This is a genomic window from Pedobacter sp., from assembly GCF_965249885.1.
Taxonomy (GTDB): domain Bacteria; phylum Bacteroidota; class Bacteroidia; order Sphingobacteriales; family Sphingobacteriaceae; genus Pedobacter.
The window spans coordinates 3,552,593-3,576,760 of the sequence record NZ_OZ252254.1 but is presented as its reverse complement, the minus strand read 5'-3'; the positions used below and the strand labels follow the sequence as shown (position 1 = coordinate 3,576,760).

The 24,168-nt window shown below is 38.6% G+C and carries 21 protein-coding genes; 5 read left to right on the top strand and 16 right to left on the bottom strand.

Annotation, left to right across the window (positions count from 1 at the left end; all coding sequences use genetic code 11):
* Genes ACY2A0_RS15260 through ACY2A0_RS15205 form a run of 12 tightly spaced genes read right to left on the bottom strand, consistent with a single transcriptional unit; the run spans position 1 to position 12,993 of the window.
* The gene (locus ACY2A0_RS15260; RefSeq protein ID WP_461791594.1) at positions 1 to 1,113 is read right to left on the bottom strand and encodes a glycosyltransferase; all 1,113 of its coding nucleotides are present in this window, start codon (positions 1,111 to 1,113) and stop codon (positions 1 to 3) included.
* Positions 1,113 to 2,207, bottom strand: a complete 1,095-nt coding sequence (gene wecB, locus ACY2A0_RS15255) for a non-hydrolyzing UDP-N-acetylglucosamine 2-epimerase (RefSeq protein WP_461790329.1) — start codon at positions 2,205 to 2,207, stop codon at positions 1,113 to 1,115. The genes ACY2A0_RS15260 and wecB overlap by 1 nt, the downstream gene beginning before the upstream one ends.
* An 11-nt stretch (positions 2,208 to 2,218) precedes the next feature.
* Entirely contained in the window at positions 2,219 to 3,034 is an 816-nt protein-coding gene (locus tag ACY2A0_RS15250) for a glycosyltransferase (RefSeq protein WP_461790328.1), read from the bottom strand.
* 4 nt (positions 3,035 to 3,038) lie between these two features.
* On the bottom strand, positions 3,039 to 3,971 hold the full coding sequence (locus tag ACY2A0_RS15245; RefSeq protein ID WP_461790327.1) for a glycosyltransferase family 2 protein: 933 nt from the start codon (positions 3,969 to 3,971) through the stop codon (positions 3,039 to 3,041).
* Entirely contained in the window at positions 3,964 to 5,481 is a 1,518-nt protein-coding gene (locus tag ACY2A0_RS15240; RefSeq protein WP_461790326.1) for an O-antigen translocase, read from the bottom strand. Before ACY2A0_RS15240 ends, ACY2A0_RS15245 begins: the two co-directional genes overlap by 8 nt.
* Positions 5,471 to 6,580, bottom strand: a complete 1,110-nt coding sequence (locus ACY2A0_RS15235; RefSeq protein WP_461790325.1) for a DegT/DnrJ/EryC1/StrS family aminotransferase — start codon at positions 6,578 to 6,580, stop codon at positions 5,471 to 5,473. The genes ACY2A0_RS15240 and ACY2A0_RS15235 overlap by 11 nt, the downstream gene beginning before the upstream one ends.
* Positions 6,577 to 7,131, bottom strand: coding sequence for an acyltransferase (locus ACY2A0_RS15230; RefSeq protein WP_461790324.1), 555 nt, complete (start codon positions 7,129 to 7,131; stop codon positions 6,577 to 6,579). Before ACY2A0_RS15230 ends, ACY2A0_RS15235 begins: the two co-directional genes overlap by 4 nt.
* Entirely contained in the window at positions 7,128 to 7,544 is a 417-nt protein-coding gene (locus ACY2A0_RS15225; protein WP_461790323.1) for a sugar 3,4-ketoisomerase, read from the bottom strand. The genes ACY2A0_RS15230 and ACY2A0_RS15225 overlap by 4 nt, the downstream gene beginning before the upstream one ends.
* Positions 7,541 to 7,933, bottom strand: coding sequence for a sugar 3,4-ketoisomerase (locus tag ACY2A0_RS15220; protein WP_461790322.1), 393 nt, complete (start codon positions 7,931 to 7,933; stop codon positions 7,541 to 7,543). Before ACY2A0_RS15220 ends, ACY2A0_RS15225 begins: the two co-directional genes overlap by 4 nt.
* Before the next feature lie 13 nt (positions 7,934 to 7,946).
* The gene (locus ACY2A0_RS15215) at positions 7,947 to 9,737 is read right to left on the bottom strand and encodes an ABC transporter ATP-binding protein (RefSeq protein WP_461790321.1); all 1,791 of its coding nucleotides are present in this window, start codon (positions 9,735 to 9,737) and stop codon (positions 7,947 to 7,949) included.
* A gap of 3 nt (positions 9,738 to 9,740) precedes the next feature.
* Entirely contained in the window at positions 9,741 to 12,149 is a 2,409-nt protein-coding gene (locus ACY2A0_RS15210) for a GumC family protein (RefSeq protein ID WP_461791593.1), read from the bottom strand.
* 1 nt (position 12,150) lies between these two features.
* Entirely contained in the window at positions 12,151 to 12,993 is an 843-nt protein-coding gene (locus tag ACY2A0_RS15205; RefSeq protein ID WP_461790319.1) for a polysaccharide biosynthesis/export family protein, read from the bottom strand.
* A gap of 697 nt (positions 12,994 to 13,690) precedes the next feature.
* Here ACY2A0_RS15205 and ACY2A0_RS15200 point away from each other — a divergent pair.
* From ACY2A0_RS15200 to ACY2A0_RS15180, 5 genes are all read left to right on the top strand, one after another.
* The gene (locus tag ACY2A0_RS15200) at positions 13,691 to 14,986 is read left to right on the top strand and encodes a nucleotide sugar dehydrogenase (RefSeq protein WP_461790318.1); all 1,296 of its coding nucleotides are present in this window, start codon (positions 13,691 to 13,693) and stop codon (positions 14,984 to 14,986) included.
* Between the two features lie 64 nt (positions 14,987 to 15,050).
* A complete protein-coding gene (locus ACY2A0_RS15195) occupies positions 15,051 to 15,776 on the top strand; it encodes a tyrosine-protein phosphatase (protein WP_461790317.1) in 726 nt (241 codons plus the stop codon).
* 213 nt (positions 15,777 to 15,989) lie between these two features.
* A complete protein-coding gene (locus tag ACY2A0_RS15190) occupies positions 15,990 to 19,229 on the top strand; it encodes a S41 family peptidase (protein ID WP_461790316.1) in 3,240 nt (1,079 codons plus the stop codon).
* A 93-nt stretch (positions 19,230 to 19,322) separates the two neighbouring features.
* Positions 19,323 to 19,802 carry a ribonuclease HI gene (gene rnhA, locus ACY2A0_RS15185; protein WP_461790315.1) on the top strand — a complete coding sequence of 160 codons (480 nt, stop codon included), beginning with the start codon at positions 19,323 to 19,325 and terminating at the stop codon, positions 19,800 to 19,802.
* A 39-nt stretch (positions 19,803 to 19,841) separates the two neighbouring features.
* On the top strand, positions 19,842 to 20,588 hold the full coding sequence (locus ACY2A0_RS15180; protein WP_461790314.1) for a tetratricopeptide repeat protein: 747 nt from the start codon (positions 19,842 to 19,844) through the stop codon (positions 20,586 to 20,588).
* 70 nt (positions 20,589 to 20,658) lie between these two features.
* Here the strand turns inward: ACY2A0_RS15180 and ACY2A0_RS15175 are convergent, their stop codons facing one another.
* The 4 genes from ACY2A0_RS15175 to ACY2A0_RS15160 form a co-directional block, all read right to left on the bottom strand.
* Positions 20,659 to 21,177 (bottom strand): DUF2911 domain-containing protein, encoded by a 519-nt coding sequence (locus ACY2A0_RS15175; protein WP_461790313.1) that lies wholly within the window; start codon positions 21,175 to 21,177, stop codon positions 20,659 to 20,661.
* Between the two features lie 84 nt (positions 21,178 to 21,261).
* Positions 21,262 to 22,311: a class 1 fructose-bisphosphatase gene (gene fbp / locus ACY2A0_RS15170; protein ID WP_461790312.1), complete on the bottom strand. Its 1,050-nt coding sequence runs from the start codon at positions 22,309 to 22,311 to the stop codon at positions 21,262 to 21,264.
* Between the two features lie 25 nt (positions 22,312 to 22,336).
* A complete protein-coding gene (locus ACY2A0_RS15165) occupies positions 22,337 to 22,828 on the bottom strand; it encodes a metallophosphoesterase family protein (RefSeq protein ID WP_461790311.1) in 492 nt (163 codons plus the stop codon).
* A gap of 574 nt (positions 22,829 to 23,402) precedes the next feature.
* Positions 23,403 to 24,107 carry a tRNA1(Val) (adenine(37)-N6)-methyltransferase gene (locus ACY2A0_RS15160; protein WP_461790310.1) on the bottom strand — a complete coding sequence of 235 codons (705 nt, stop codon included), beginning with the start codon at positions 24,105 to 24,107 and terminating at the stop codon, positions 23,403 to 23,405.
* Between the last annotated feature and the right edge of the window lie 61 nt (positions 24,108 to 24,168).

The following is a 24,168-nucleotide window of genomic DNA, read 5'->3' as shown; positions in this document are numbered from 1 at the left end:
CTAACTAGCTAATTCAATAAATTTGGCGCATACATTTTGTATACGGTATTGATCTGCATTAGGTATTTGTAATTGTTGCTCATAGTTACCCCCTAAAAATTCTAGAAACGCATCAGGTGTAAAACCAAACGTTTTTACTGAAAGTATGGGCTTTTTAATAATGGCATAGTCAATTAGTTTGCTTGGCGACTGCTTAGGGCCAATGTTTTCAAAATTCACCACAAAATCCATTTGCTGCAACTCAGCTAAAAGCGCAAGCCTTGGTAAAAAAGATCTAATTTCAATTTTACCTTTTGCTATTTCTTGATATTTCTTGACGTGGTCAGGATTGTTGGTATATACCACAAACTTAAAATCTTTATCGAGGGTAGATATGAATTCAAAAAACTCCTTTGGATCTCGAATTTTTGGAATTAAAGTGCCAGCATAAGCGAAGGTAGGAACTTTGTTAGGCTGTAAATCCTTCTTCAATTCCACATCTTCAAACCTAAAACCTTGAGGAACAACTTTAATTTTTTCTCTATAAGGCGGATAGTAAGCTGAAATTGATTCTTCTATCGGAACGGTAATAAAGTCCGCTTTCCGGCAAAACCATTTTTCGAAATACTGAAAATAAAAAAGTCTTTTAAAAGTGTCATTCTCACCACCCATAAATGGATCTCCACAATCTGCTATCCACTTTTTAGCAATGGGATTACGCTTTTTATTTGCCCACGCCGTGCCCCAATGTACCGGATGCGGAGCGGCAATAGAAATCAGCAAATCGTATGTAGATTTTTCTTTCTTTAAGGCATTTTTAACCAAAAACATGGTTTGTATATCTGGATACATGAATAGTAGGTTAAACAACCTTGCCTGCACCCTTTTCAATAATCGCTTTAAACCGCCGCCAGTAACCTTAATTTGATGCCAAGTAGGTTTACCTAAATCTTTAATGGTAATGCCATGTGTTTTTTCAAATTCATCATGTACTTGTCCATCACGTGGGGTAATTACCGTAACCTGATGCCCATTTTTAGCAAATTCTTTAGCTAATTCAGTAGTTCTAAAAGCCCTCGGTTTATTTTCGGGATAAAATGTGCGGCTAACAATAAGTATCTTTTTTAGCTCCATTACAATTCCAATAACTGTTCAACTATCCTCTCTGCAGCTTTACCATCCCATTTTTCGGGAATGGCGCCTGGCTTCCAATTTCCCGCAAACAACTTTTCCATTGCCGGCCCCACTTTCGACGGATCAGTACCAACCAATTCGTTGGTTCCAACGTCACAGGTTTCTGGACGCTCTGTATTGTCTCTTAAAGTCATACAAGGTACACCCATCACCGTAGTTTCTTCGGTAATACCTCCCGAATCCGTTATTACCGCCATGGCATGCTTTACCAAGTAGTTAAACTCTAAATAACCCATCGGACTGGTTAAATGTAAATTTGAAATGCCATCAAGGTTAATGCCGCTATCTTGAATGATATTTTTTGTACGTGGATGAACCGGGAAAATTAATGGTTTACCATTTGATCCGGCAATGATCGCCTCTAACAAAGCTTTAAATTTTGCTTGCTCATCTACATTACCAGGACGATGCAAGGTCATCACGAAGTAGTTGCCCTGACTTAAATTGAGCGTATCCCAAAGCTGAGGTTTAGTGAACCGATCTTCGTTTTTTCTCAATGTATCAATCATTACATTACCAACGAAGAAAATTTTATCATCGGCAACGCCTGTATTTTTCAAATTGTTTCCCGCCCAAACAGAAGTAGTGAAGAAGTAATCGGTAATGCTATCAGTTACCATGCGGTTAATTTCTTCGGGCATGGTTAAATCAAATGAGCGAATACCAGCTTCAACGTGGGCCACTTTAGTATTTAACTTTTTAGCTACTATAGCGCAAGCCATGGTTGAAGTTACATCACCTACTACCAAAACTAAATCAGTAGGATTTGCCATGAGTTCTTTCTCGAAAGCGACCATAATGGCTGCTGTTTGTTCTGCCTGAGTGCCACCACCGCCGCCAAGATGTGCATCTGGTTCAGGTATCTCTAATTCCTGAAAAAAAGTATTACTCATCTTCTCATCGTAATGCTGACCGGTATGAACCAACCTAAAAGTGATTTCTGCTCCGTTATCTGCCGCCTTTTTAATGGCATGGATAATAGGGGCAATTTTCATGAAGTTTGGCCTTGCACCGGCAATAAGTGTAATTTTCATTCTTTAACTTTCTATTTCGTAATTAAGATATAAAGGGCAGCGTAAAACCGATGAAAGAAATAGTTCAACGGATTTTTTTTGTGAGCTATGATGTCGGCAGCATTTTTAAAGGTTCCAAAAATAGATTTCGGCAGCGCCACCCATCCGTTTATCCGGGCATCTATTGCTCCAGTAATGCGATTAAGCCTACTGTCATATTTTGGGATAGCTTTCACGGTGCTTAAATAAGGATGCTGAACAAGATATTCGGGAAAGTATTTAATTTTTAAGCCCGCTTTTACGCAATCATGCATAAAAATCCTCTCTTCTGAGCCTATGAGTAGTTTGCTACCCACGCCGAAACGCTCATCAAAGTTTAAATTCAATTCCTTAAGTCTTGCGGTTCTAAATGCGATTTCGATAGAGCATACCGAAGACAATTCTTTAAATTCAGCAGGTGCTGAAGGATACGCTCTATAATCAGGTTCACCATCTAAAGTCTTTATTTTAAAGATAGCCATGTCTAGCTCTGGATCAGCATTGAATGTGTTTTTTAGCATGTCAATCCATTCATCTTTATACCTAACGTCATCGTCTGCGATTACACTTATTTCAGCAGTGGCAAGCTTAATTGCATTATTTCTAGATTTGGTAACGCCGCTTCCAGGAATGTGACTTACCAGTACATCTTTACGCATCAGGAAATCTGGCGTTGTAAGATATTGCTCGTCGGTATATTGGTGCGAAACGATGTATGACACATCTTCTCGCTGCTTCAAAAAGAGCTGATCTAAATGGCATATGCCTTTATTAATTGTTGAAACCAATATGTTAATCCGGGAGCTCATCTGCTTAACGTTTGTTACTTTTCTTTAATAAATGAATGAGAGCTACAGGCGAAAGCGCCATCAAAAACTGATACAAAAACTGGTTGATAGTTTTCTGTTGATTTAGCTTGGCACCATCAAAAAACCGCTTAACCATAAAATTATGTTGGTAGGATAACTTCTCGTACCAACGAAGGTGCGGATAAATCATTTCCAGCTCAAACGATCTTTTTTTCAGATAGAAGTTATTGAAAATTGACTCCGCATTTTTATGTGAGAAAATGGAAGCCGAATGTAGTCTGTACTTTACCGTATATGCAGGCAAATAGTAAAACTTCTCGCCATTTTCAGTAATTTTCAACCACATCGGATGATCTTCGAGCATTTTATACTCTTCCATGAAGCCGCCTAATTCGAGGATCAATTCACGCTGTAAAAAAACCGATGCTGCGTGAATATAATTGTTCCTTATCAACAAAAAATGTTGTCGTTTAGCATTTGCCTCGTAGAAAGATAACGATTGATCGTTCCTACGCGACACCTCGTTATCAGGAGCAAAATTATCTTGGTAATAAACCACAGATGAGCAAAAGGCTTTTACATTAGGGTTTTTTACCACAAACTGAGCTGCGTTTTCAAATGCATCATCAAAAAATGCATCATCACCAGCAATCACTTTAATCCAATCGCCCTGCGCTACTTTTAAACCTTGGTTGCAGTTAGCAGGTATGCCCTGATTTTGCTTTGGAACCAATATGGAGCTATTGACAAACCTATTGCTGTTTTCTGCTAACCAGTTTTTACAAATTTCAACGGTATTATCCGTTGACCGATCGTCGCTAATGATCAGTTCCAAATGTTGGTAATGCTGCTGTTTAATACTTTCCAGCGTATCTAAAATATATTTTGCAGAATTGTAGGTGATTACAATAACGGAAAAAAGAGGCAGTTTATTCATTTTCACCTCCGTTTTTTTCAAGCTCAGCAGCAGTGTTTTTCTTCTTCTGAAACTTCTGCAACATGGCTTTTATTCCTATTCTCTTATTGATTTCATGAAGTGTATAAAGCACTGATAGCGTAAATAACAAGCCACCTACCAAGTACAAGAATAAACCGCTTAACCAAACTGACGTTAAAAAGCAGCACAGGCCAAGTGTACTTTGAACTGCGAAAATCTTTAAAAAATCTTTATCGAATGAAAAGTTGTACTTCGTTTTAGCTAATAGCAAAACTTGCACGAGGTATACCAAATAAGATATAAAAAACGAAATACCTAAACCGGTTAAACCCCAGAAATAGTATCCTACAAAGTTAAAAACCAGCATGTAAACATTGGTGATCAGTTCGTTCCAAAAGAATACTTTAGAATCACCTTTGGCTAAAATTAGAAAGGCAACTGCCCACGAACTTGCTTTTAGAAACATGCCCAAGGCCAACCAATGCACCATATCATTTACGGCCAAAAACTTGTTTGAATAAAGTACAATGACCAAGGCATTAACAAACACCAAGAAAAAACATAAAATAGGTGCCATGATTAATAAACCTATCTCTGCCTGCTGATTAATTTCTTTTGAAGCTTGACTAGCGTTGTGGGCTACTCCAGCAAGTCGTGGATAGTAATCAGCAGAAAGGGCCGTAAATACTAAACCTACATAAGTATTAATCATGGTAAAACCTGCATTATACAATCCTACGTCGGCTACCGAGCCCAAACGACTAATGAATATCCGGAGCACATAAGTTGCACCCATTGTAATTAAACCGCTTAAGCTTAACATGAACCCCATACGCAGCATATCTTTTCCCTCTTCGAACAATACGTTGCGAGGCACTTCCACTTTCTTAACTTTCACCTTACGGGCATAGTAAGTGGTTAACAATAATGCTGTTACCGCACTTACAAGTATAGCCGGCACAATTCCATCATTCTTAAAAAAATAATACAGCGGAACTGAGGTAAACAGCCCTATAAGCGAGCCCAAAAGGCTTGACTGCGCCATGTATTTTACCTTGCGCATGCCCCGTAATATTACCCCTTGGCCAGCGCTGATTTGAGAAAGCAACAGCGTAATTGATATGATTGCGAAAGCAGCAGTGTAATTATTATTTCCAAAACTAAGTTCGCTAAGTAAGGGAGCGGTTAATAATGCTACGGCGAAACCCAGAAAACCCGTGATCCATACCCAACTTCTGAATACGGCAACCACCTTACCAATTCGCTCTTCGTCGCCAGTTGCATTGGCTTCAGCTATGTTTTTTACAGCACTAGTGGATAAGCCAAAATTAGTTAAACTGGCAACAATACCTGTTGAAGAGGTAAGTAGCGAGTTAATGCCAATACCCACCGGTCCTAAAAAAACAGCAATGAATTTTGAGCGTACAACAGTAATCAGAATATTGATTACCTGTACGCCGCCAAACAAAGCGGTTGTTTTAAAAATACCTTTATATCCCTCACTTTTCATTAAAGAAACTTCTGATTGCCATGCCTACAGCGTTTACTTCGTCAGATGTCATTCCTGGCCACATTGGAATACTTAAACTTGTATCAGCTAATTCTTCAGCAATAGGAAAATCGCCTTTGACATAGCCTAAATGGGCATAAGCTTGTTGCAAATATGGAGGAATTGGATAGTGGATTAACGTGCCGATACCATTTTCATTGAGATGTTTCTGTAAGGCATCTCTATATTTGGTACGAATTACGTATAAGTGATAAACATGACTTGCACCTGAATGCACTTTGGGCAATATCAAATCTCCAACACCTTGCAAAACGCTGTTATACCATTGTGCAATTTGTACACGGTCTTTGGTGAAATTCATCAAATGCTTCAATTTTACCGAAAGAAACGAAGCCTGCAGTTCATCTAGCCTCATATTGTGCCCAATTTCCTCATTCACATATTTAACTTTTGAACCGTAGTTACGTAAGCATTTAATTCTTTCAGCCAATTCAGCACTATTGGTGGTTACAGCACCTGCATCACCTAGTGCACCTAAATTTTTACCGGGATAAAAACTCACTCCATTGATGTGTCCAAAGCTTCCAGTGATCTTACCATTAAATGTAGCACCGTGACTTTGCGCATTATCTTCTACTACAAACAACTGATGTTCATTAGCTATTGCCATGATTTCATCCATTTCACATGCCTGCCCATACAAATGCACTGGCATAATCGCTTTTGTTTTGTTGGTAATGGCCTTCCTTATAGTTGATGGACTGATGTTATATGTGTTTACATCAGGCTCTGCGAAAACTGGGGTTGCACCAGTATATGAAACTGCCAAAACGGTAGCGATATAGGTGTTTGATGGCACAATAACCTCATCACCCTCTCCTACATTTAATGCTTTTAAAGCTAAATAAAGTGCATCCAATCCATTGCTAACACCTATGGCATAATCAACCTGACTAAATTTTGCGTACTCATTTTCAAACTGAGTTAAATACGCTCCCATTATATACCAATTGCTATCGTAAACTTGTTGAAAGGCAGTTAACATTTCGCCTCGTAACAAATCATGCTGTGCTTTAAAATTCAAGAAAGGTATAATCATTGTTTGTTTAATTCGTTGTTTGTTAGTATCCACTTATTGTTCGCCTTATCCAAAAAGGTATGTTCATCTAATGGTGTCATTTTACTTCCATCCGTATCCACCCAGCCAACAATTTTAGCCGGATTGCCCATTACCATAGCGTGTGCAGGTACTGGTTTAGTAACTAGTGAACCTGCAGCAACAAGTGCATATTTACCGATGTTGCTACCACCCAAAATGATAGCACCAGCACCAATTGATGCGCCTTGATGTATGGCCGTATGTTGAAATTCGTCAGGATATTGCTTTGATCGAGGGTATTTATCATTTGTAAAGGTTACATTGGGACCGATAAACACGTTATCAGCGATGCTCAACCCTGTCCATAAATAAACCCCAGATTTAACGGTAACGTTGCTTCCAATTCGCACCCCATTTTCGATAAATGTGTGGCAGTTGATATTGCAATTTTCGCCAATTACCACATCTTCCATGATTATAGCATATTGCCAAACTCGGGTATCCTTTCCGATTTGTTGACTCTTCACATCAGCTAAAGCATGTATCATCATAATCCCCTGAACTTTAAGTAATCATCATAGTCCCTGATGTAGTCGTTTTCGGCATAAGTATGTGAGGCCATCACCAAACAGATTGAACCGCTAGAAAAGTTTATTTCAGAGGCCCAAATACCCGGAGGAATGTGAAGTCCTACGTTTGGTCTATTCAGCATTACTTGCCGCTGCGTTTTGCCGTCGTTCAGTAAAATTTCATAAGCACCACTTGCTGCCACTAAAAATTGGTGACACTCTTTATGTGCATGGGCACCTCTTGATTCGCCCCCTGGAATATCATACAAATAAAACACTCGGTTTACAGCAAAAGGGATAGCTTCATCATTATTTACTGCAGTAATATGTCCATTTCTATCACCAATTTGGTTGAGATAGATGAGCGTGCAATCGAAAACTGTTTTAGCAATCATATGGTAGCTTTGATAAGATCTTGGTTTCTGATATAATCTTCGGCATTAAACTTCATGCTAGATAGATGTAGACTTAAGGAATTGGTAGAGAAATTTTCCATATGCCTCCAGGTAAAAGGCGGCAAATACAAACCATAATATGATCTGTTCATGTGGTATTTGCTTGTAGAACCATCGGGATGGCTAATTACCACATCGAAACTGCCGCTTAATGCAATAATAACCTCTTCTTGCTGCTTATAAGCATGCCCTCCCCTAGTTTCCCCGCCAGGTACGTCATAGGTCCAAAATACCCGTTGGATATCAAAAGGAATAGAGTTTGGATGCTGTAAAAAGGTCAAATTACCCCTGGGATCCATCACCTTTGGGAATTCAATTATCTTAACCATTAATAGTGTTTGTTTAACTTATTGTTTGCAAATCAACCATTTTCTTAAATTCTGGATTATCGTTGCACAAAGTCTGAAAACTTCCAATTTGTACTATTACGCCGTTATTTATATAAATGATTTTATCTGCATTTTTTACTGTCGAAAGTCGGTGAGCAATCCAAATGATTGTGGTGGTACCCTTCAATTTTTCTATGGTTTGCTGTATCTCTTTTTCCGTGAACGAGTCCAAAGCTGAGGTAGCTTCGTCCATGATAAGGAAATCTGTGCTTTTAAATAGTTCTCTGGCCAAGGCTATACGTTGCTTCTGACCGCCACTTAAATTAATGCCATCGGCACCTAAAATTTCATTTTCCTGAAGCGCTCTATTTTTTACGTAGTCCCAAATAGCAGCATCTTTACATACCTTTTCGAAAATACTGCTATTAAGATCATTTTTTTCGGCCCACAAGGTGATGTTATTAAAAATGGTATCGTTAAATATTACCGGATTTTGAGTGATATACCCGAAGCGACTTTGAAAGGTCACTAAATTCCACTCTTTTAAATCCATTGCATCGGCCATGATCCTACCTTTGCTCGGCGTAAGCAAACCGGTGATTAGATTTATCAGGGTTGACTTTCCACTTCCACTTGGACCAACAATAGCTACGGTTTCATTTTTTTCTATGGTGAAGGTAATATCTTGCAGTACTTTCTGACTTCCGTATTGATAAGATACATTTTCAAGCATTAAACTTTGACGTAGATTACTGAATCGAATTCCATCAGTATATTGCTTTTGAGCTTCTAGCGTGTCAATCAACTTCTCGGTGCTTTCTAATGATCCCGCTACACCCAAAAAGGAGTTCCAAGCGGTTTGATATTGCATTAAACACGATAATGCCCTGTAGAAAAACAACAGACTTACCAGTACGGTAGTTAATGGTTCCTTTAAAACAAAAGCTTGTAACGCAATTACGCCGCATAACACTAAAATGCTCATAGGTTCCCTAGAAGCACTCAAAAAAACGGACATCGTTCCTATGCGTTTATTTTTGTCCTCAATTTCAGTGATTTGCGCTTCTAATTTAGATCGGTACTTGGCTGCCGAACCAGTAGCTTTTAAATAGCTGTAAGATGAAAAATAATCAGCGATTAAACCTTGAAATTTTCCACTACCATCAGTTAATTGCCTAGAAACAGCCTTAGTTTTACGGTATATTTTTCCGTACACGAAATCAACTATTAGGCCGCCAGCGCAAACCATTAATGCAAATTTCCAATTGAGAAAAAATGCAAAACCTACGTAAACCAGCACTAATATCAATTGTTGGAAAGCCAAAAAATAAGATTGACAGGCTTTCGCTACGCGTTCGATCTCAGTGGTAATAATGTTATGGATTTTACCCTGATCACATTCAGCAAAATATTCGTATTTAGTTTCATTTAAAGAATTGATGCTGTCCAACCTTACCCTTTTGATAAAATATTGCTGAGTAGCAACCTGGTAAGCTCCCTTAAAATAATAAACAATGCCTTTTAGCGCAAAAAACGTAATTAGCAATAACAGTACATTGGTTAAATTCAATTGAACGCCAAAATATTCTAAATAAGTGTTTATTTGACCCAAATTGGCATTGCTGGCATCTGAACTAAATTTTTCACCAGCGGCGATATAAAGCAGAGGTAAAAACATTGTTAAGCCCAAACCATCCAACATACCCACTACAATGTTAAGCAACACTACAACAAACACTCTTTCTTTTAGGTATTTCCTAAAAAAATTAAAGTAATAAACTCGTTTGTTCAGATTGCTGATCATGCTTTAGTCTTTGGAAAACCAGTTTGACATTTTTTTAGACATAGGTTGTTTCTCAACAGCGGCATGATATCCGTAACCATATTGTTTGTTAAACACAACTTCCATGTCGTTATAAATCACATAAGCTTTTTTCATCAGCCCCTTCTCTATCAAACTATTCAAATAATCTATTGAACTCCATTCCGAGTTCAGGTGCCTGAAAATATAGAAGTTGATGTCCGCTATTTTGAAGATGTCGATTGTTTCAGAAACAAAACCAGCAGGTGGACAATCTAAAATCACCACATCGTAGCGTTCGCGAAGTTCTTTGATCATTTCTACAAACGTTGGACGAACAATCAATTCGGCCGGGTTTGGAGGTAGCGGGCCCGACAGTAAAATATCTAAGTTCGCGTAGCCAGATGGCTTTACAAGATCATCTATTACACCATTTCCAATTAAATAATTGCTAACTCCAACATCGTTAACGAGATTAAAATTCTCGGCAATCTTAGGCATACGCAAGTCCATGCCAACTAAAACTGTTTTCTTTCCACTTAAAGCGTAAATTGATGCAGTATTGATAGAACAAAAGGTTTTGCCTTCGCCAGCCTTACCGCTCGTAAATGAAATAACTAAGCTATCTTGCTGCTCGTGTAAAAATTGTGTACTGGCCCTAATGCTTCTGAAATTTTCACTGATAAAAGATCGGGGTGAATTGAGTACAACAGCACTGCCTTCGCGTCCGAAATTCCTAAAAATCACTCCAACAAGGGGCGCAAACACTCGTTTTTCTAATAATTTAACATCACAGATTTTGTTGTCGAAAGAATTTCTTACGAAGACGATCAACACCGGAATTAAAATCCCTAAGCAAAATGCAATGATGTAATTTCTACTTGATATCGGCGACAGCACCCCGCCTACTTGTCTGGACAAATCCAAAATCTGACTTGAGGGTACGTTACTTGCGCTGGTAATTTCAGCTTCCGAGCGCTTTTGCAATAAGTAGGTGTAAATATTTTCGCTGATGTTAAACTGTCGTTGGATACTCAACAAATTACGTTCAACCTGAGGTAGCTGATCCAATTCACCGCCCAATGCGGCCATTCGGTTGTTGATATCCTTTAACGATAAATTTGCGGCACTTAAAGAGCGTCTTAGGTTCTCTCGTACGGCCGACAGCAAACTATTGTACTTAAATTCGAGATCTTTCAGGGCTTGATTTTCTGGCGACAACACCTGTCTTAGCCTTTCTCGCTTGCTTTGGTTCTCCAGTAACTCAGGAATCAAACTTTCCAATACCGTTTCTTCAATTCCGATAGAAGACGGCACAACGAGCTGACTCACTTTATCTTGCTCTAAGTAAGCTAGCGTACTTTGGTAGTACTTAATTTTTAAGCTAACCGCAGCACTGTTATCCTGCAATGACCCAAGACGTGTGTAAACAGCACTTCCTTGCTCTTTCAAATTAAAGCTCTCGTTTCTAGTTCGATACGATTGTAATTTATCTTCAAAGAACACCATCGAATCAATAATGCTTTTAAGTTGCTCTTTGATAAAAGCCGCCGTATTGATAGAAGTTTGGTTTTTTACCTTTAGCTCCCTTTCTTGATAAACCTGTATTAATTTATTGATGTAGGCTTTATCCTTTTCTACCATCTGACTTTCTAAACCTAAGGATAGGATCGACGACTCTTTCTTGAGTAATTCTACTTTCATCCTTTTACTGTAGGCCTCAGCCAAATCAAAATCGGAACGGAGTCTAAATGAAAAATCCTTAAATTTTTCAGCAGTACCACTTAACCTAACAATCCTGAATTTATAGTTTGTACCGGTAATCCATTCGTTTAAGCGATAATCGCCCTTGAACTCCAGTTTTTTCAAATCTAAAACACCCTTTTTATCGGGGGTTAATGGCACGTATAACGCCATTGATTTATCGTTGATATCTAAAGTGAAATTAGTCGCATCTTTGAAAGTCAACTGGATTTCGTCACCCAGCAACTGTCGATGAGTCCAGTCTACCTCTACCGCATACGGTGCAGAGTGATAAATTTCATAATGTCTCCAAAAATTTTCCTGAAAATACTCAACATTAAAATCAAGCTGCTTTACAGCCGTTAGTGCTAAAGTAAACGAATTCAAGATGGCAATCTCGTTATCTATGCTATTCGGCATTTTAATTCCTATCGTTTGGAACAAATCAACCGATTCTGCATTCTTGTCTTGCTTAATTTCTAAAGTAGCCTTAACCTGATAAGTGGGATTGGTAGTTTTTAATAAAATATAGGCAATACAAAGGTTTACAAAAACAAAAACCAGTATATAAGGCCAAATTTTAATTACATCGGCAAACAGCTTTTTGATATCACTATTCTCGTCTACTCGCTCTTTGGGCTTGGATATCGTATGTATATTTTCTGGCTTCATTTTATTTTGTTAAACCGACAATTACGGCGGCTGCACTCAATATGGTTACTAAGATTTGAATGGTTTGTCCGGTGTTAGTTCCGGCACCTAGCTCCCTAACTCTCATCGGCTCTGCATAAAGCTGGTCGTTAGGTTGTATAAAATAATAAGGAGACTTGATGATATCTCTATTGTTGAGATCAAGTGCATGGATCCTCGTGCCATCAGGATATTGCCTCAATAGCAACACCTTATTTCTTTTCGCTATGGTGGTCATATCGCCAGAGTTGGCTATGGCTTCAAATATTGTGAGTCGCTCCTGCAAAATAACATATCTGCCAGGCTTATTAAACTCTCCAAAAGTACTGAACCTAATTCCTCCCAATTTTACTTTTACATAGAGATTTTCGTCGGTAGCTTTTTTGAAATATACACCTAAGCGTTCGGTAATTTTCTTCTCAGTTTCTTCCAAGGTAAGGCCGCCAATGCCGAGCTTTCCTATAAAAGGCAACTTAATTTCTCCTTGCTGATTTAGAGTATACCCCGTCATGTAATAGGCATCACCCCCCGACTGCATCATTCCACTTTGATTGCCAATCATTGCAGGCTCATCTGGATTTTTAAGACCAAAAACCGCATTCATTTCTGGAATTGAAGTTCTAATTTGGACATCAACAATATCATTATACTGCAACCTGTAAACTGGAATGTTATACTGAATCAGGGTGTCATCATTTAATGACGCATCACTTTTAGCCTTCTGCAAATAAATAATACGCTTATTGGAAATGCAGGAAGACATCATCAAAAAACCAACAAAGCACAAAATGATGCCTAAAGCTTTGGGTTTATTAATACAGTTCATAAAAAAAATGGGAATAGAATAAATACATGTAAACAATCAACTTCACAGGAAAAACATTTCACACATGCAACTAAAGCATATTGTCACAAGGTATTTTGGTGTAAAAAACTGTACGAACGGGGTACAAGGCAAAAACAAAAATTTAACGCTGCTCTTATAGGCGGTTTTAAGAGGTGCAACTACTTGCGTAAATTGCAAAAAAAACAAAACTATAGGTGATAAACATAAAAGCAAAATGACCTTGCCTGCAATTTCATCTATATTTATTAAAACTGACAAAGGCAAATGAAACTTTAACGTATCGAGCATACATCAAAAGTATCGCTTTGGCTAGGCACATTAAGAGTTAAAGATATGCAATGACATTATTTGTAAATGAAAAGCACCATTCAACATACCTCTCATTTCATTTACATTATAAAACATAAGAACTAAGGTCTTTTAAAAGCTAAATTGCAAATACATAAATTAGCACGTTGTAAAGTAATATGCCAATGTTGCCACTTTTCAATTTGGTTAAATTGCTATGGTAATTTTGATTTCAGCTTTATACCAAACAAAAGATAAAACGAAATCCATACTATTTTAAAAGTTGAACGCTTATAACCCAGATTTTGCACAAGCAAAAATCTAATGGCTAACCAGCTAAAAGTGGCAAATTAACAAGCGCATCATAAAACGAACTATTAAAACATATATGCTGACGAGCAAAACTCCAAAAATTGCCATCATAGGCCTAGGCTATGTTGGATTACCCTTAGCCATTGAATTTGCAAAAAAATATGATGTTTTAGGCTTTGATATTGATGAAGACCGAGTAAAAGAACTTCAAACTGGAAAAGATCGTACAAAAGAAGCCGACCTATCTGCCCTTACGGAAGTAATTGAACTTAAAAAAAGAGGCAATACTGGCCTTTCCTTCTCATTTGATCAAACCGAATTAACTGCCTACAATGTATTTATTGTAACGGTTCCCACTCCTATCAACGAGTTTAAAGCGCCAGAGTTGGCACCCTTACTAGGTGCATCTAAAATGATTGGCAGCGTACTTAAAAAAGACGACTTAATTATTTACGAATCAACCGTTTATCCAGGATGTACAGAAGAGGATTGTGTTCCTGTGCTTGAAAAAATGTCTGGTTTAACATTCAATCAGGACTTTTTCTGTGGCTATTCCCCTGAAAGAATCAACCCTGGCGACAAGGTTAATACGTTAACAAAAATCAAGAAAGTTACCTCGGGATCAACACCCGAAATAGCGCAATATGTAGATGAACTTTATGCCTCAATTATCACTGCGGGAACTCACAAAGCTCCAAGTATCAAAGTAGCAGAAGCATCAAAAGCGATTGAAAATGCTCAACGAGATCTTAACATTTCTTTTGTTAACGAATTGGCATTGATATTTGACCGCATGGGCATTGATACCAATGACGTAATTGACGCTGCCGGAACTAAATGGAACTTCCTTAAATATAAACCCGGATTGGTTGGAGGACACTGTATAGGTGTGGATCCGTATTATTTAGCACATAAAGCGCAAGCGTTAGGATATCATCCACAGGTTATTTTGTCAGGCCGACGAGTGAATGATAATATGGGAAACTTCGTAGCGGACAAAGTTGTGAAGTTGATGATTGGCAAAGACCAAAGAATAAAAGGCGCAAAAGCGCTCATTTTAGGCATCACATTTAAAGAAGATTGCCCTGATGTGCGCAACACTCGAATTGTAGATATATATTTTGAATTGAAGAAATTTGGTTTAAATGTAGATGTTTACGATCCAATTGCCGACCCAGAAGAAGTTTCCAGAGAATATGGCATTAACATTATCAGCAAAGTAGACGCCGGCGCAACCTATGATGCCATTATTGTTGCTGTAGCACACAAGGCTTTCTTAAGCATTGATCTGAATCAAATTGCAAGCGAGCAATGCGTAATTTTCGATACCAAAGCCTGCCTTGAACGTAGCTTAGTTGATGCCAGATTGTAAACCCTAGGGTTGTAATAATAGCCAAAGCGAGATTAATCAAGTTTAATTCATAGCTTTATATAAAATGATTTCTTTCTTTAAAAAAAAGCAAATTATAGATAATCTCGCTTGGCTAGGTGTTGATATACACAACCATTTATTACCAGAAATAGATGATGGTGCAAAAGACCTGCAACAATCATTACAGCTCATTAACTCTTTAAAGAACTTGGGGTTAGAAAGCTTTATTTGTACTCCTCACGTTTATCCTGATTTATATCCTAATACACCGGACACTATTGCCGATGCCTTGAGCAAACTAAAAAGTACGGCTGCGCTACCGGTGGAAAACCACAGAATTTCAGCTGCTGCCGAATACTTGGTTGATGATAATTTCCTACCTAACAACCAACTATTATGTATTTCGGACAATTACCTTCTGATAGAAATTCCTTATGCTTCGGAAGTTAAAAACCTAGAACAGATTATTTTTGATTTACAGATAAAAGGTTATAAAGTAATTTTAGCGCATCCAGAACGCTACCTTATGTACTATAAAAACCACGATAGACTAAGTCGATTGAAAGACCGCGATGTTTTGTTTCAACTAAATTTATTGTCCGTGAGTGGTTACTATGGAAAGGATGTTAGGTTATTTGCCGAATTTATACTCAGTAAAAAATGGTATGACTTTGCCGGCACTGATCTTCATCATCAAAAACATGCTGATGAACTCACCAAAATTGTCAATAGCGGCTACTTATACAAGTCGGTAGGTGACTATCCCTTCCAGAATAAACTTTTACTTTAATATCAACTTCATAATAGCCATTTAGGCGAGCATCTTACAATGCAATCTCGTTTCGTAATACAAAATTGTATTTGCGAAAAATTGATATTTCGGGATTTCCGGTGTAAAATATGCCAAAATCACCTTTTTAGGTTTCAGTACGCAAACATCATTATTGTTACTTAGTTGCAGCAAACTATATATTATTTTAGCACTAAATAAACTAATCATTTTATGAAGAAATCCCTGACCTTATCACTAAGCTTTTTGTTGAGCACCCAACTTTTTGCCCAAGAAAAACCTCAGTGGATGCGCTATCCATCCATATCACCAGATGGAACCAGCATTGCATTTACCTACAAAGGCGATTTGTACCGCGTACCAGCAACCGGTGGTACCGCCCAGCAGCTTACCTTTCATGAAGCTCACGATTTTATGCCTCAGTGGAGTAAAGATGGAAAACAAATCGCGTTTGCTTCCGATAGATACGGGAACTTCGACGTATTCGTTATGGATAGCAACGGTGGTTCGGCAAAACGATTAACCTTCCACTCTACCGATGAGTTTCCATTCAGTTTTTCAGCAGATAACCGATCGGTGATATTTGGTGCTTCCAGACAAGATGCCGTTAACCACCGTCAGTTCCCCACTGGTTCGCAACCAGAATTGTACAGCGTTCCAAGTGCTGGTGGTCACATCAATCAAATCTTCACCATCCCCGCAGAAGCGGTTCAGAGCAGTAAAGATGGTTCGAAAATGATCTATCACGATAAAAAAGGCGGTGAAAACGAGTGGAGAAAACATCATCAATCATCAATCGCCAGAAACATTTGGCTTTACGATAAGAAAACAGATAAACATGTTCAGCTTACCAACTTTTACGGCGAAAACCGAAATCCAGTTTTTGCAGATAACGAACAAAGCATTTATTATTTAAGTGAAGAAAGCGGCACTTTCAACATCCATAAAATGCCGTTAAAGGAAAAAGCTAAAAGCGAACAAATCACGAAGTTTAAAGGTTTCCCCGTTAGGTTTTTGAGTGCTTCCAATAATGGCATACTATCTTTCGGTTATGATGGAGAACTCTACACTTTAAAACCTGGTTCAAGTCCACAAAAACTCAATGTAAAAATCAACACCCAAGAAAAATCTAACAACGATGGTTTCGTTAGCGTAAATGGAGGTGTTAGGGAAATGTCGGTATCGCCGGATGGCAAAGAAGTTGCATTTATAGCCAGAGGTGAAGTTTTTGTAACGTCAGTAGATGGAAAAATGACCAAACGCATTACCAATACACCCGAGCAAGAACGTTTTGTAGAATTTGCTCCGGATGGTAAATCAGTAATTTATGCTAGCGAACGCAATGGCAAATGGCGCATTTACGAAAGTAGAAAAGCACGTAAGGAAGAGCCTTACTTTTTTGCCGCAACATTGCTACAAGAGAAACCACTGGTGAGCAATGACAACGACAATTATATGCCTACCCTATCGCCAGATGGCAAAAAAATTGCATATATAGAAAACAGAAGGTCATTAAAAGTGATGGAGATTGGCAATAAAAACACCGTGACTTTACTTAGCCCAGATCAGCTGTTTTACATGCAAGATGGCGACCAATATTTCACTTGGAGTCCTGATAGCAAATGGTTGTTAGCCACCTATCGCCCTACTATGTCAAATGGCGAGGTAGTTTTACTTGATGCTTCTGGAAAACAAGCCATGAGAAACCTAACTAAAAGCGGCTACGGCGATGGTGGCGCTAAGTGGGTGAATGGCGGTAAACAGTTAATTTGGTTCAGTAACCGCGACGGTATGAAAGCTCACGCCAACAGCGGTTCATCTCAAAGAGACGTATATAGTTTATTTTTAACTAAGGATGCGTGGGAACGCTACAACCTCAGTAAAGATGATTTCGCTTTACTAAAGGACATGGAAGCGCTGGAGAAAAAAGCGAAAGATGAAGCCGCAAAAGCAGCAGCCAAAGATCCAAAAGCCAAACCAGCTCCCAAACCAGACTCTACTGTAGTTTTTGAATGGGATGGCTTAGATAGCAGAAAGGCTCGTTTAACCATTCATTCTTCGTCACTAAGTGATGCTGTACTTTCTAAAGATGGCGAAAAACTATATTATCTAGCTAGCTTTGAAAAAGGCAGTAACTTATGGAGTACCAATTTGCGTACTAAAGAAACAAAAATGGAAATTCCGTTGGATGGAATGGGCGGTTCTTTATCTTGGGACAAAGCGCAAAAAAACCTGTATCTGTTAAGCGGTGGCCGCATTTCAAAAATCAATACTGATAATAACAAACGTGAGCAAATTAACATTGAAGGAGAAGTGCAATTTGACGGCGCAGCAGAGAGAAATGCCATGTTTGAACACGTTTGGCTTCGCAACAAAGCGATGTTCTATACGCCAACTATGCACGGTGCAGATTGGGACGCACTAAAACCTGCTTACGCTAAATACATCCCACACATTGGCAACAGTTACGAATTTGCTGAAATGCTGTCGGAATTGCTGGGCGAGCTAAACGTATCACATTCTGGCGCAAGGTACAGCGGCAGCATTCCAAATGCCGATGCAACGGCCTCATTGGGTGTAATAGCAAGTTACAAGCATCAAGGTGATGGAATTTTGATCGACGAAATTATCTCCGGTGGACCATTGGACAGATCAAAGTTTAACGTAAAACCTGGAATGATTATCGAAAAAATTGATGGACAGTTGATTGAGGCTAATCAGGATCAAGCTAAATATCTGAACAGAAAAGCAGACCAATTTACTTTACTAGAAATCTATGATCCTAGCACAAAAGAGCGCCAGCAACTGACCGTAAAGCCCATTAGCTTGGGCGCCGAAAATCAACTACTGTACAGAAGATGGGTGAAAAAGAACCAAGAAGAAGTAGATAGCTTGAGTAAAGGACAACTTGGTTATGTGCATATCCCGGGTATGAGTGATGGTCCATATCGTAGCGTTTACGAAGAAATGATGGGAAAATACGCAGATAAAAAAGCGGTAATCGTAGATACTCGTTTCAATGGCGGGGGTGATTTGGTATCGGATTTAGCGATGTTCTTTACCGGACAAAAATTCCTAGATTATGCCACTGCACAACGTTCTGTTGGCTTTGAGCCTACTTTTAGGTGGACTAAGCCTACATTAGCGATGTTTAACGAAGCAAATTATAGTGACGGACATTGTTTTTCATGTGGCTATAAGGATTTAGGAATCGGAAAAACGGTAGGTATGCCAGTACCGGGAACTTGTAGTTTTGCAGGCTGGGAAGCCCTACCTGATGGTACCAGATGGGGATCAGTTCCAATTAGTGCTAAAAACAAGGCAGGCGAATGGCTAGAGAATAACGAAACAAAACCTGACATCCAAGTTAAAAATATGCCTGGAATGATAGACAAAGGCAAAGATCAACAATTGGAAGTAGCCATTGCGGAGTTGTTAAAAGTGGTGAAATAATACACAAAGCCTCGATTTTTATCGGGGCTTTGCCTTTTTATCTTTCCACAGTGTTCGGCAAAATCCACCATAAAACTTAGCTTTGCTATCAATATGATCGAAATCTTTACAGACGGTGCAGCAAGTGGCAATCCTGGTCCAGGAGGATATGGTGTAATATTACGCTCCGGCAAGCATTACAAAGAGCTAAGCGGAGGTTTTAGACTTACCACCAACAATAGGATGGAGTTACTCGCAGTAATCGTAGCATTAAAGGCTTTGAAAACCCCCGGTCAGCAAGTAATTGTTTATTCCGACAGTAAATATGTAGTAGATGCAGTAGAAAAAGGTTGGGTTTTTGGTTGGTACAAAAAGGGATTTAAGGATAAGAAAAACAAAGACCTGTGGTTGCAATATTTACAGCAGCACCAATTGCACCAAGTTAAATTTCAATGGATTAAAGGGCACAATCAACATCCTGAAAACGAACGTTGCGACAGGTTAGCAGTTGCCGCCTCTCAAGACAAGGCTAATTTAGCAGTAGATACCGTATTTGAAGCCGAAAGAAAAAGCGATAATTCATTTTTTTCTTAGCGCTTAATTAGTACTTTAGGTCAACCTAAATGAGCTTTTATGTTTACCTACTGGAATGACTATTATTACATCGTCATCGCTTTTCAAGCAATTGGCGTAATTCACGCACTTAAAACAGGACGAAATCAGTGGATTTATTTATTGATTTTTCTTCCTTTAATTGGTGCCATCGCCTACTTCTTTATGGAACTTTTACCAGATCTGAGACGCGGCACTAATACGAAAGGTCTTTCTAAAATGGTTTTCCCAAATAACGAAGTCAAGGAATGGGAACGTAAAGTGCAAATGTCCGACAGCGTAACTAACAAGTTAGGCCTTTCAAACGCTTATGCTGCGCAACAGCAATATGACAAAGCCATTGAACTTTCTTTAGAATGCTTAAATGGCTACTACGCCGAAGATCCAGCAATTTTAATGCAGTTGGCACGCCAGTATTTTTTAAGCGGGCAATATCAGGAAAGCATCCAATATTTCAACAAACTTCAGAGCAAAAGTTCAACTAGCCTTAAAACCGTAGAAGATGAGTTGCTTTACGTAAGGGCTTTAGCTGGCGCAGGTGAAACCGAAAATGCCGAAAACGGATTTAAGCGAATAATCAGGATTCATCACTCCTTGGAAGCAAGATATCATTACGGCCTGTTTTTGAAAGCTGGAGGTAGAAACCAAGAGGCAAAAGAGCAATTTCAGTTGATTAGAAGTGAAATAAAACTATTACCTAGATACGCCCGTAATAGAAACGCAAAATGGCAACGCTTGGCCTTAAAAGAAATGCTAGTCAACAAATAGCGCATAAAAAAGGCTGACTCGAAAAACCAAAGTTTCCCAAGTCAGCCTTTTCAAAAAGCAATAAAGCTTATTATTTAATATTCACCGGAACGGATACTTTATCCCAATCCATTGAAAAACCTTTGTTGGTAATTTTATAAACTAATTTTTCTTGTGTTTCTGGTAGTGCTTTTACTTTCACATCAACTCTCAAGGCATCTTTACTTTCATCGTATTTAAATGCACCCCATTGCTTAGGCTCTTTATTGAAAATTGCTGTCCAAGTGCCATTAGCTCTAGGGATTAAAAAGAAACTGTATTTGCCTGCTGGTAAGGCTTTTCCTTCCACTTTAATGTCTTTATCAGTTTCAAATGTGGTAGCATCATTAGCGCCAGCTCTCCAAACTTTATCATAAGCCTCCAAACCGCCCCAAATGGTACGACCTTTTACCGATGGACTTCCGTAGTTAATCGTGATATTAGCACCATTCACTTTGCCACTTGCGCTTTCCGCAGGACTAGCTTTTGGTTTAGCTTGTTGCGCCATCGCACTAAACGATACCACAAGCATAAACATAACCAAAGTAATAGATTTAATTGTTGATTTCATAAAATTTATCTTTTGTACTAAGTTAATACATTGCTTCGTCAAAGTTTGTAAAATTTATAATGCCAACGCAAACGGCAACAATAGCTAGGCCGATTTCGTTTCCACTAATTTTTCGGTAATTTTTTCCACTGGAGAAAATTCAGCCATAAACTCTTCTGCTTTTCTAACCATTTTAGGAGATCCTACGAAAATTGCCACACGTTGGTGCAATTCGGTCGGTTCAATATCTAAAATCCGGTTTAAACCGTCTGATGCTATGCCACCAGCTTGCTCAATAATAAAAGCCATTGGATTGCATTCGTAAAGTAGCCTTAGTTTACCTTTTGGAGAAGCAGCAGTAGTTGGATACATATAAATACCGCCTTTAATTAAGCTACGGTGAATGTCAGCTGCCATTGCACCAATATACCTTGAGGTATAAGGTCTGTTAGTAGCTTTATCTTCGGCCTGCGCATATTTGATATATTTTTTCACACCCTCTGGAAAGTGGACGTAGTTACCTTCGTTAATAGAATAGATAACGCCATCTTCAGGAATTTTCATATCTGGATGTGATAAACAAAACTCTCCTATCGAAGGGTCTAAAGTAAAGCCATTAACGCCTTTTCCCGTACTATAAACCAACATGGTAGATGAACCGTAAATTACATAACCAGCAGCTACCTGCTCAGTTCCTTTTTGCAAAACATCATCCATAGTTGCCGGACCTTCTGTTGATTTCCTCCTGTAAATAGAAAAAATTGTACCAACGGTAACGTTAATATCAATATTTGAAGATCCGTCTAAAGGATCAATACAAACAATGTAACGTGCATTTTTAGAAACTGGAGAATCAATACGTACAAAATCATCTTCCTCTTCGGACGCTACAATGCAGCACTCACCACCACTCGTTAAAGCCGATATAAATTGATCGTTAGCATAAACATCCAGCTTTTTTTGACCCTCCCCTTGTATGTTAATTGTATCTGCATCGCCTAAAATATCAACCAAACCTGCTTTGTTTACTTCGCGGTTCACAATTTTTGCGGCAATACCAATATCTCTTAATAAACGAGAGAGCTCTCCTTTCGCATATGGAAAGTCCGCCTGCTTTTCAATAATAAACTGACCTAATGTTTTTATACCCGACATCATTTTACTTAGTGTACTTTTTACGTTATCTATCTCCTAATTCGATGGCCTCTAAGGTATGGATTTTTTCATCGGAAATGCAAAAACGAATCAAAGTTCTTTTCTTATGCCAGCCGTGTTTTCCAGCTGCACCGGGATTAATATGCAAACATTGTATTTTTTCATCAAACATTACCTTTAAAATGTGCGAGTGTCCAGAAATAAAAAGTTGTGGCGACTTAGTGTAAATTTCTTTTTTTACTTGAGGCGCATATTTTCCGGGGTAACCACCTATATGTGTAATCCAAACATCCACTTCCTCGCACCTAAACTTTAGATGTTCCGGAAATTGCGCCCTTACATCGGCATCATCAATATTGCCGTAAACACCGAACAGAGGCTTAAAAGCCGCCAAAGGCTCAATAACATCTGGTCCAAAATCACCAGCATGCCAAATCTCGTCTCTGTCGTCAAAGTATTTGAAAACCGCATCATCAAGGTAACCGTGAGTATCTGATATTAAACCTATTTTTTTCATTTTAGGGGTTAGGTGTTAGGAACAACTGCAAACCTAGATGTTTGTTTTTTGAAAAGCAATTTCAATGCGGCTAGGCGATATCAGTCGGGCTTTACGCTATATCTCTTCCCTAAACATCTTGTGATCCCGAGTTGAAGAGAAAACGCTCATAATAAACAACTTGTCATCCCTAGTTTCGAGGGATCTAATTCAAATACCGAAGAGGATGCCGCTGCAATCCCGTTTAATTAACGAAGATAGCTTTCAAAACAACCAAATTCAACCCACCTAAGATGTTTTGAAAACTTTCTAAGTGTGAAACAGAGCTTTATTATACATACTTTGAGATTGCTTCGTGCCTCGCAATGACGGAGAAAATGCTCATAATAAACACCTTGTCATCCCGAGTTTCGAGGGATCTAATTCAAATACCGAAGAAGATGCCGCTGCAATCCCGTTTAATTAACGAAGATAGCGCTACAAACTGTACTGACCACAAGTCATTGCGGGGCACTGCTTGCTCTGATAATTCGGAGAAGCAATCTCTTTAGCTTTAAGATTGCTTCGTGCCTCGCAAATGACGAACCTGTTAAAATTAATAAGCTAAAAAGAAATCTTTCAACAAATCCTCATAAGCTTTAGTATATTTCTTTTCGCTTTCGTAAATTATAAAATCTTCTTCTAATAAAGTTGATTTTTGCATTCCTAAACAAACAATCCTTCTAAATTCAGGCTTGACATCATCAGAGCGAAGCTTAACAATTTGCTGTGGAAATAAGCCTAGTTCTTCGCCTTTGGCAACTACATATTCCGATTGCTTTATTGGCAATACAAACCAAAAACAACCATCTTCGCTCAACAAGTCGTTAACCTTAGCCAGCAAATCATCAAAAAAAGTCCGACTAGCATGTCTGGCTATTTCCTTTTTCGGCTCAGCATTTTTATAATCGTTCACGAAAAATGGAGGATTGGTCACGATCAAATCGAATCTTTCGGAATTGCGATACTGTTCTATTGGTATATTTTCATTGGTCAACCTTTCATTAAAAACTGAATTCCGAAAGTTACCTCCCGCAGTGGCGGATGCTTGTTCGTCAATTTCAACGGCATGCACTTGCGCTTTTGGGAAGCGTTGCGCTAACATCAATGCAATTACGCCTGTACCGGTGCCAATATCTAAAATTCGGGCTGGATTTTCGTGAGCTGCAATTGCGCCTAACAACACTCCATCTGTGTTAATTTTCATGGCGCAGTTAATCTGGTCTACTTCAAAATGCTTAAAACGAAAGATGTTTTTCATAATATTGATTTAACCACGATGCAAAGAACACGAATATTTTGTAACACACGCTTAATAAACC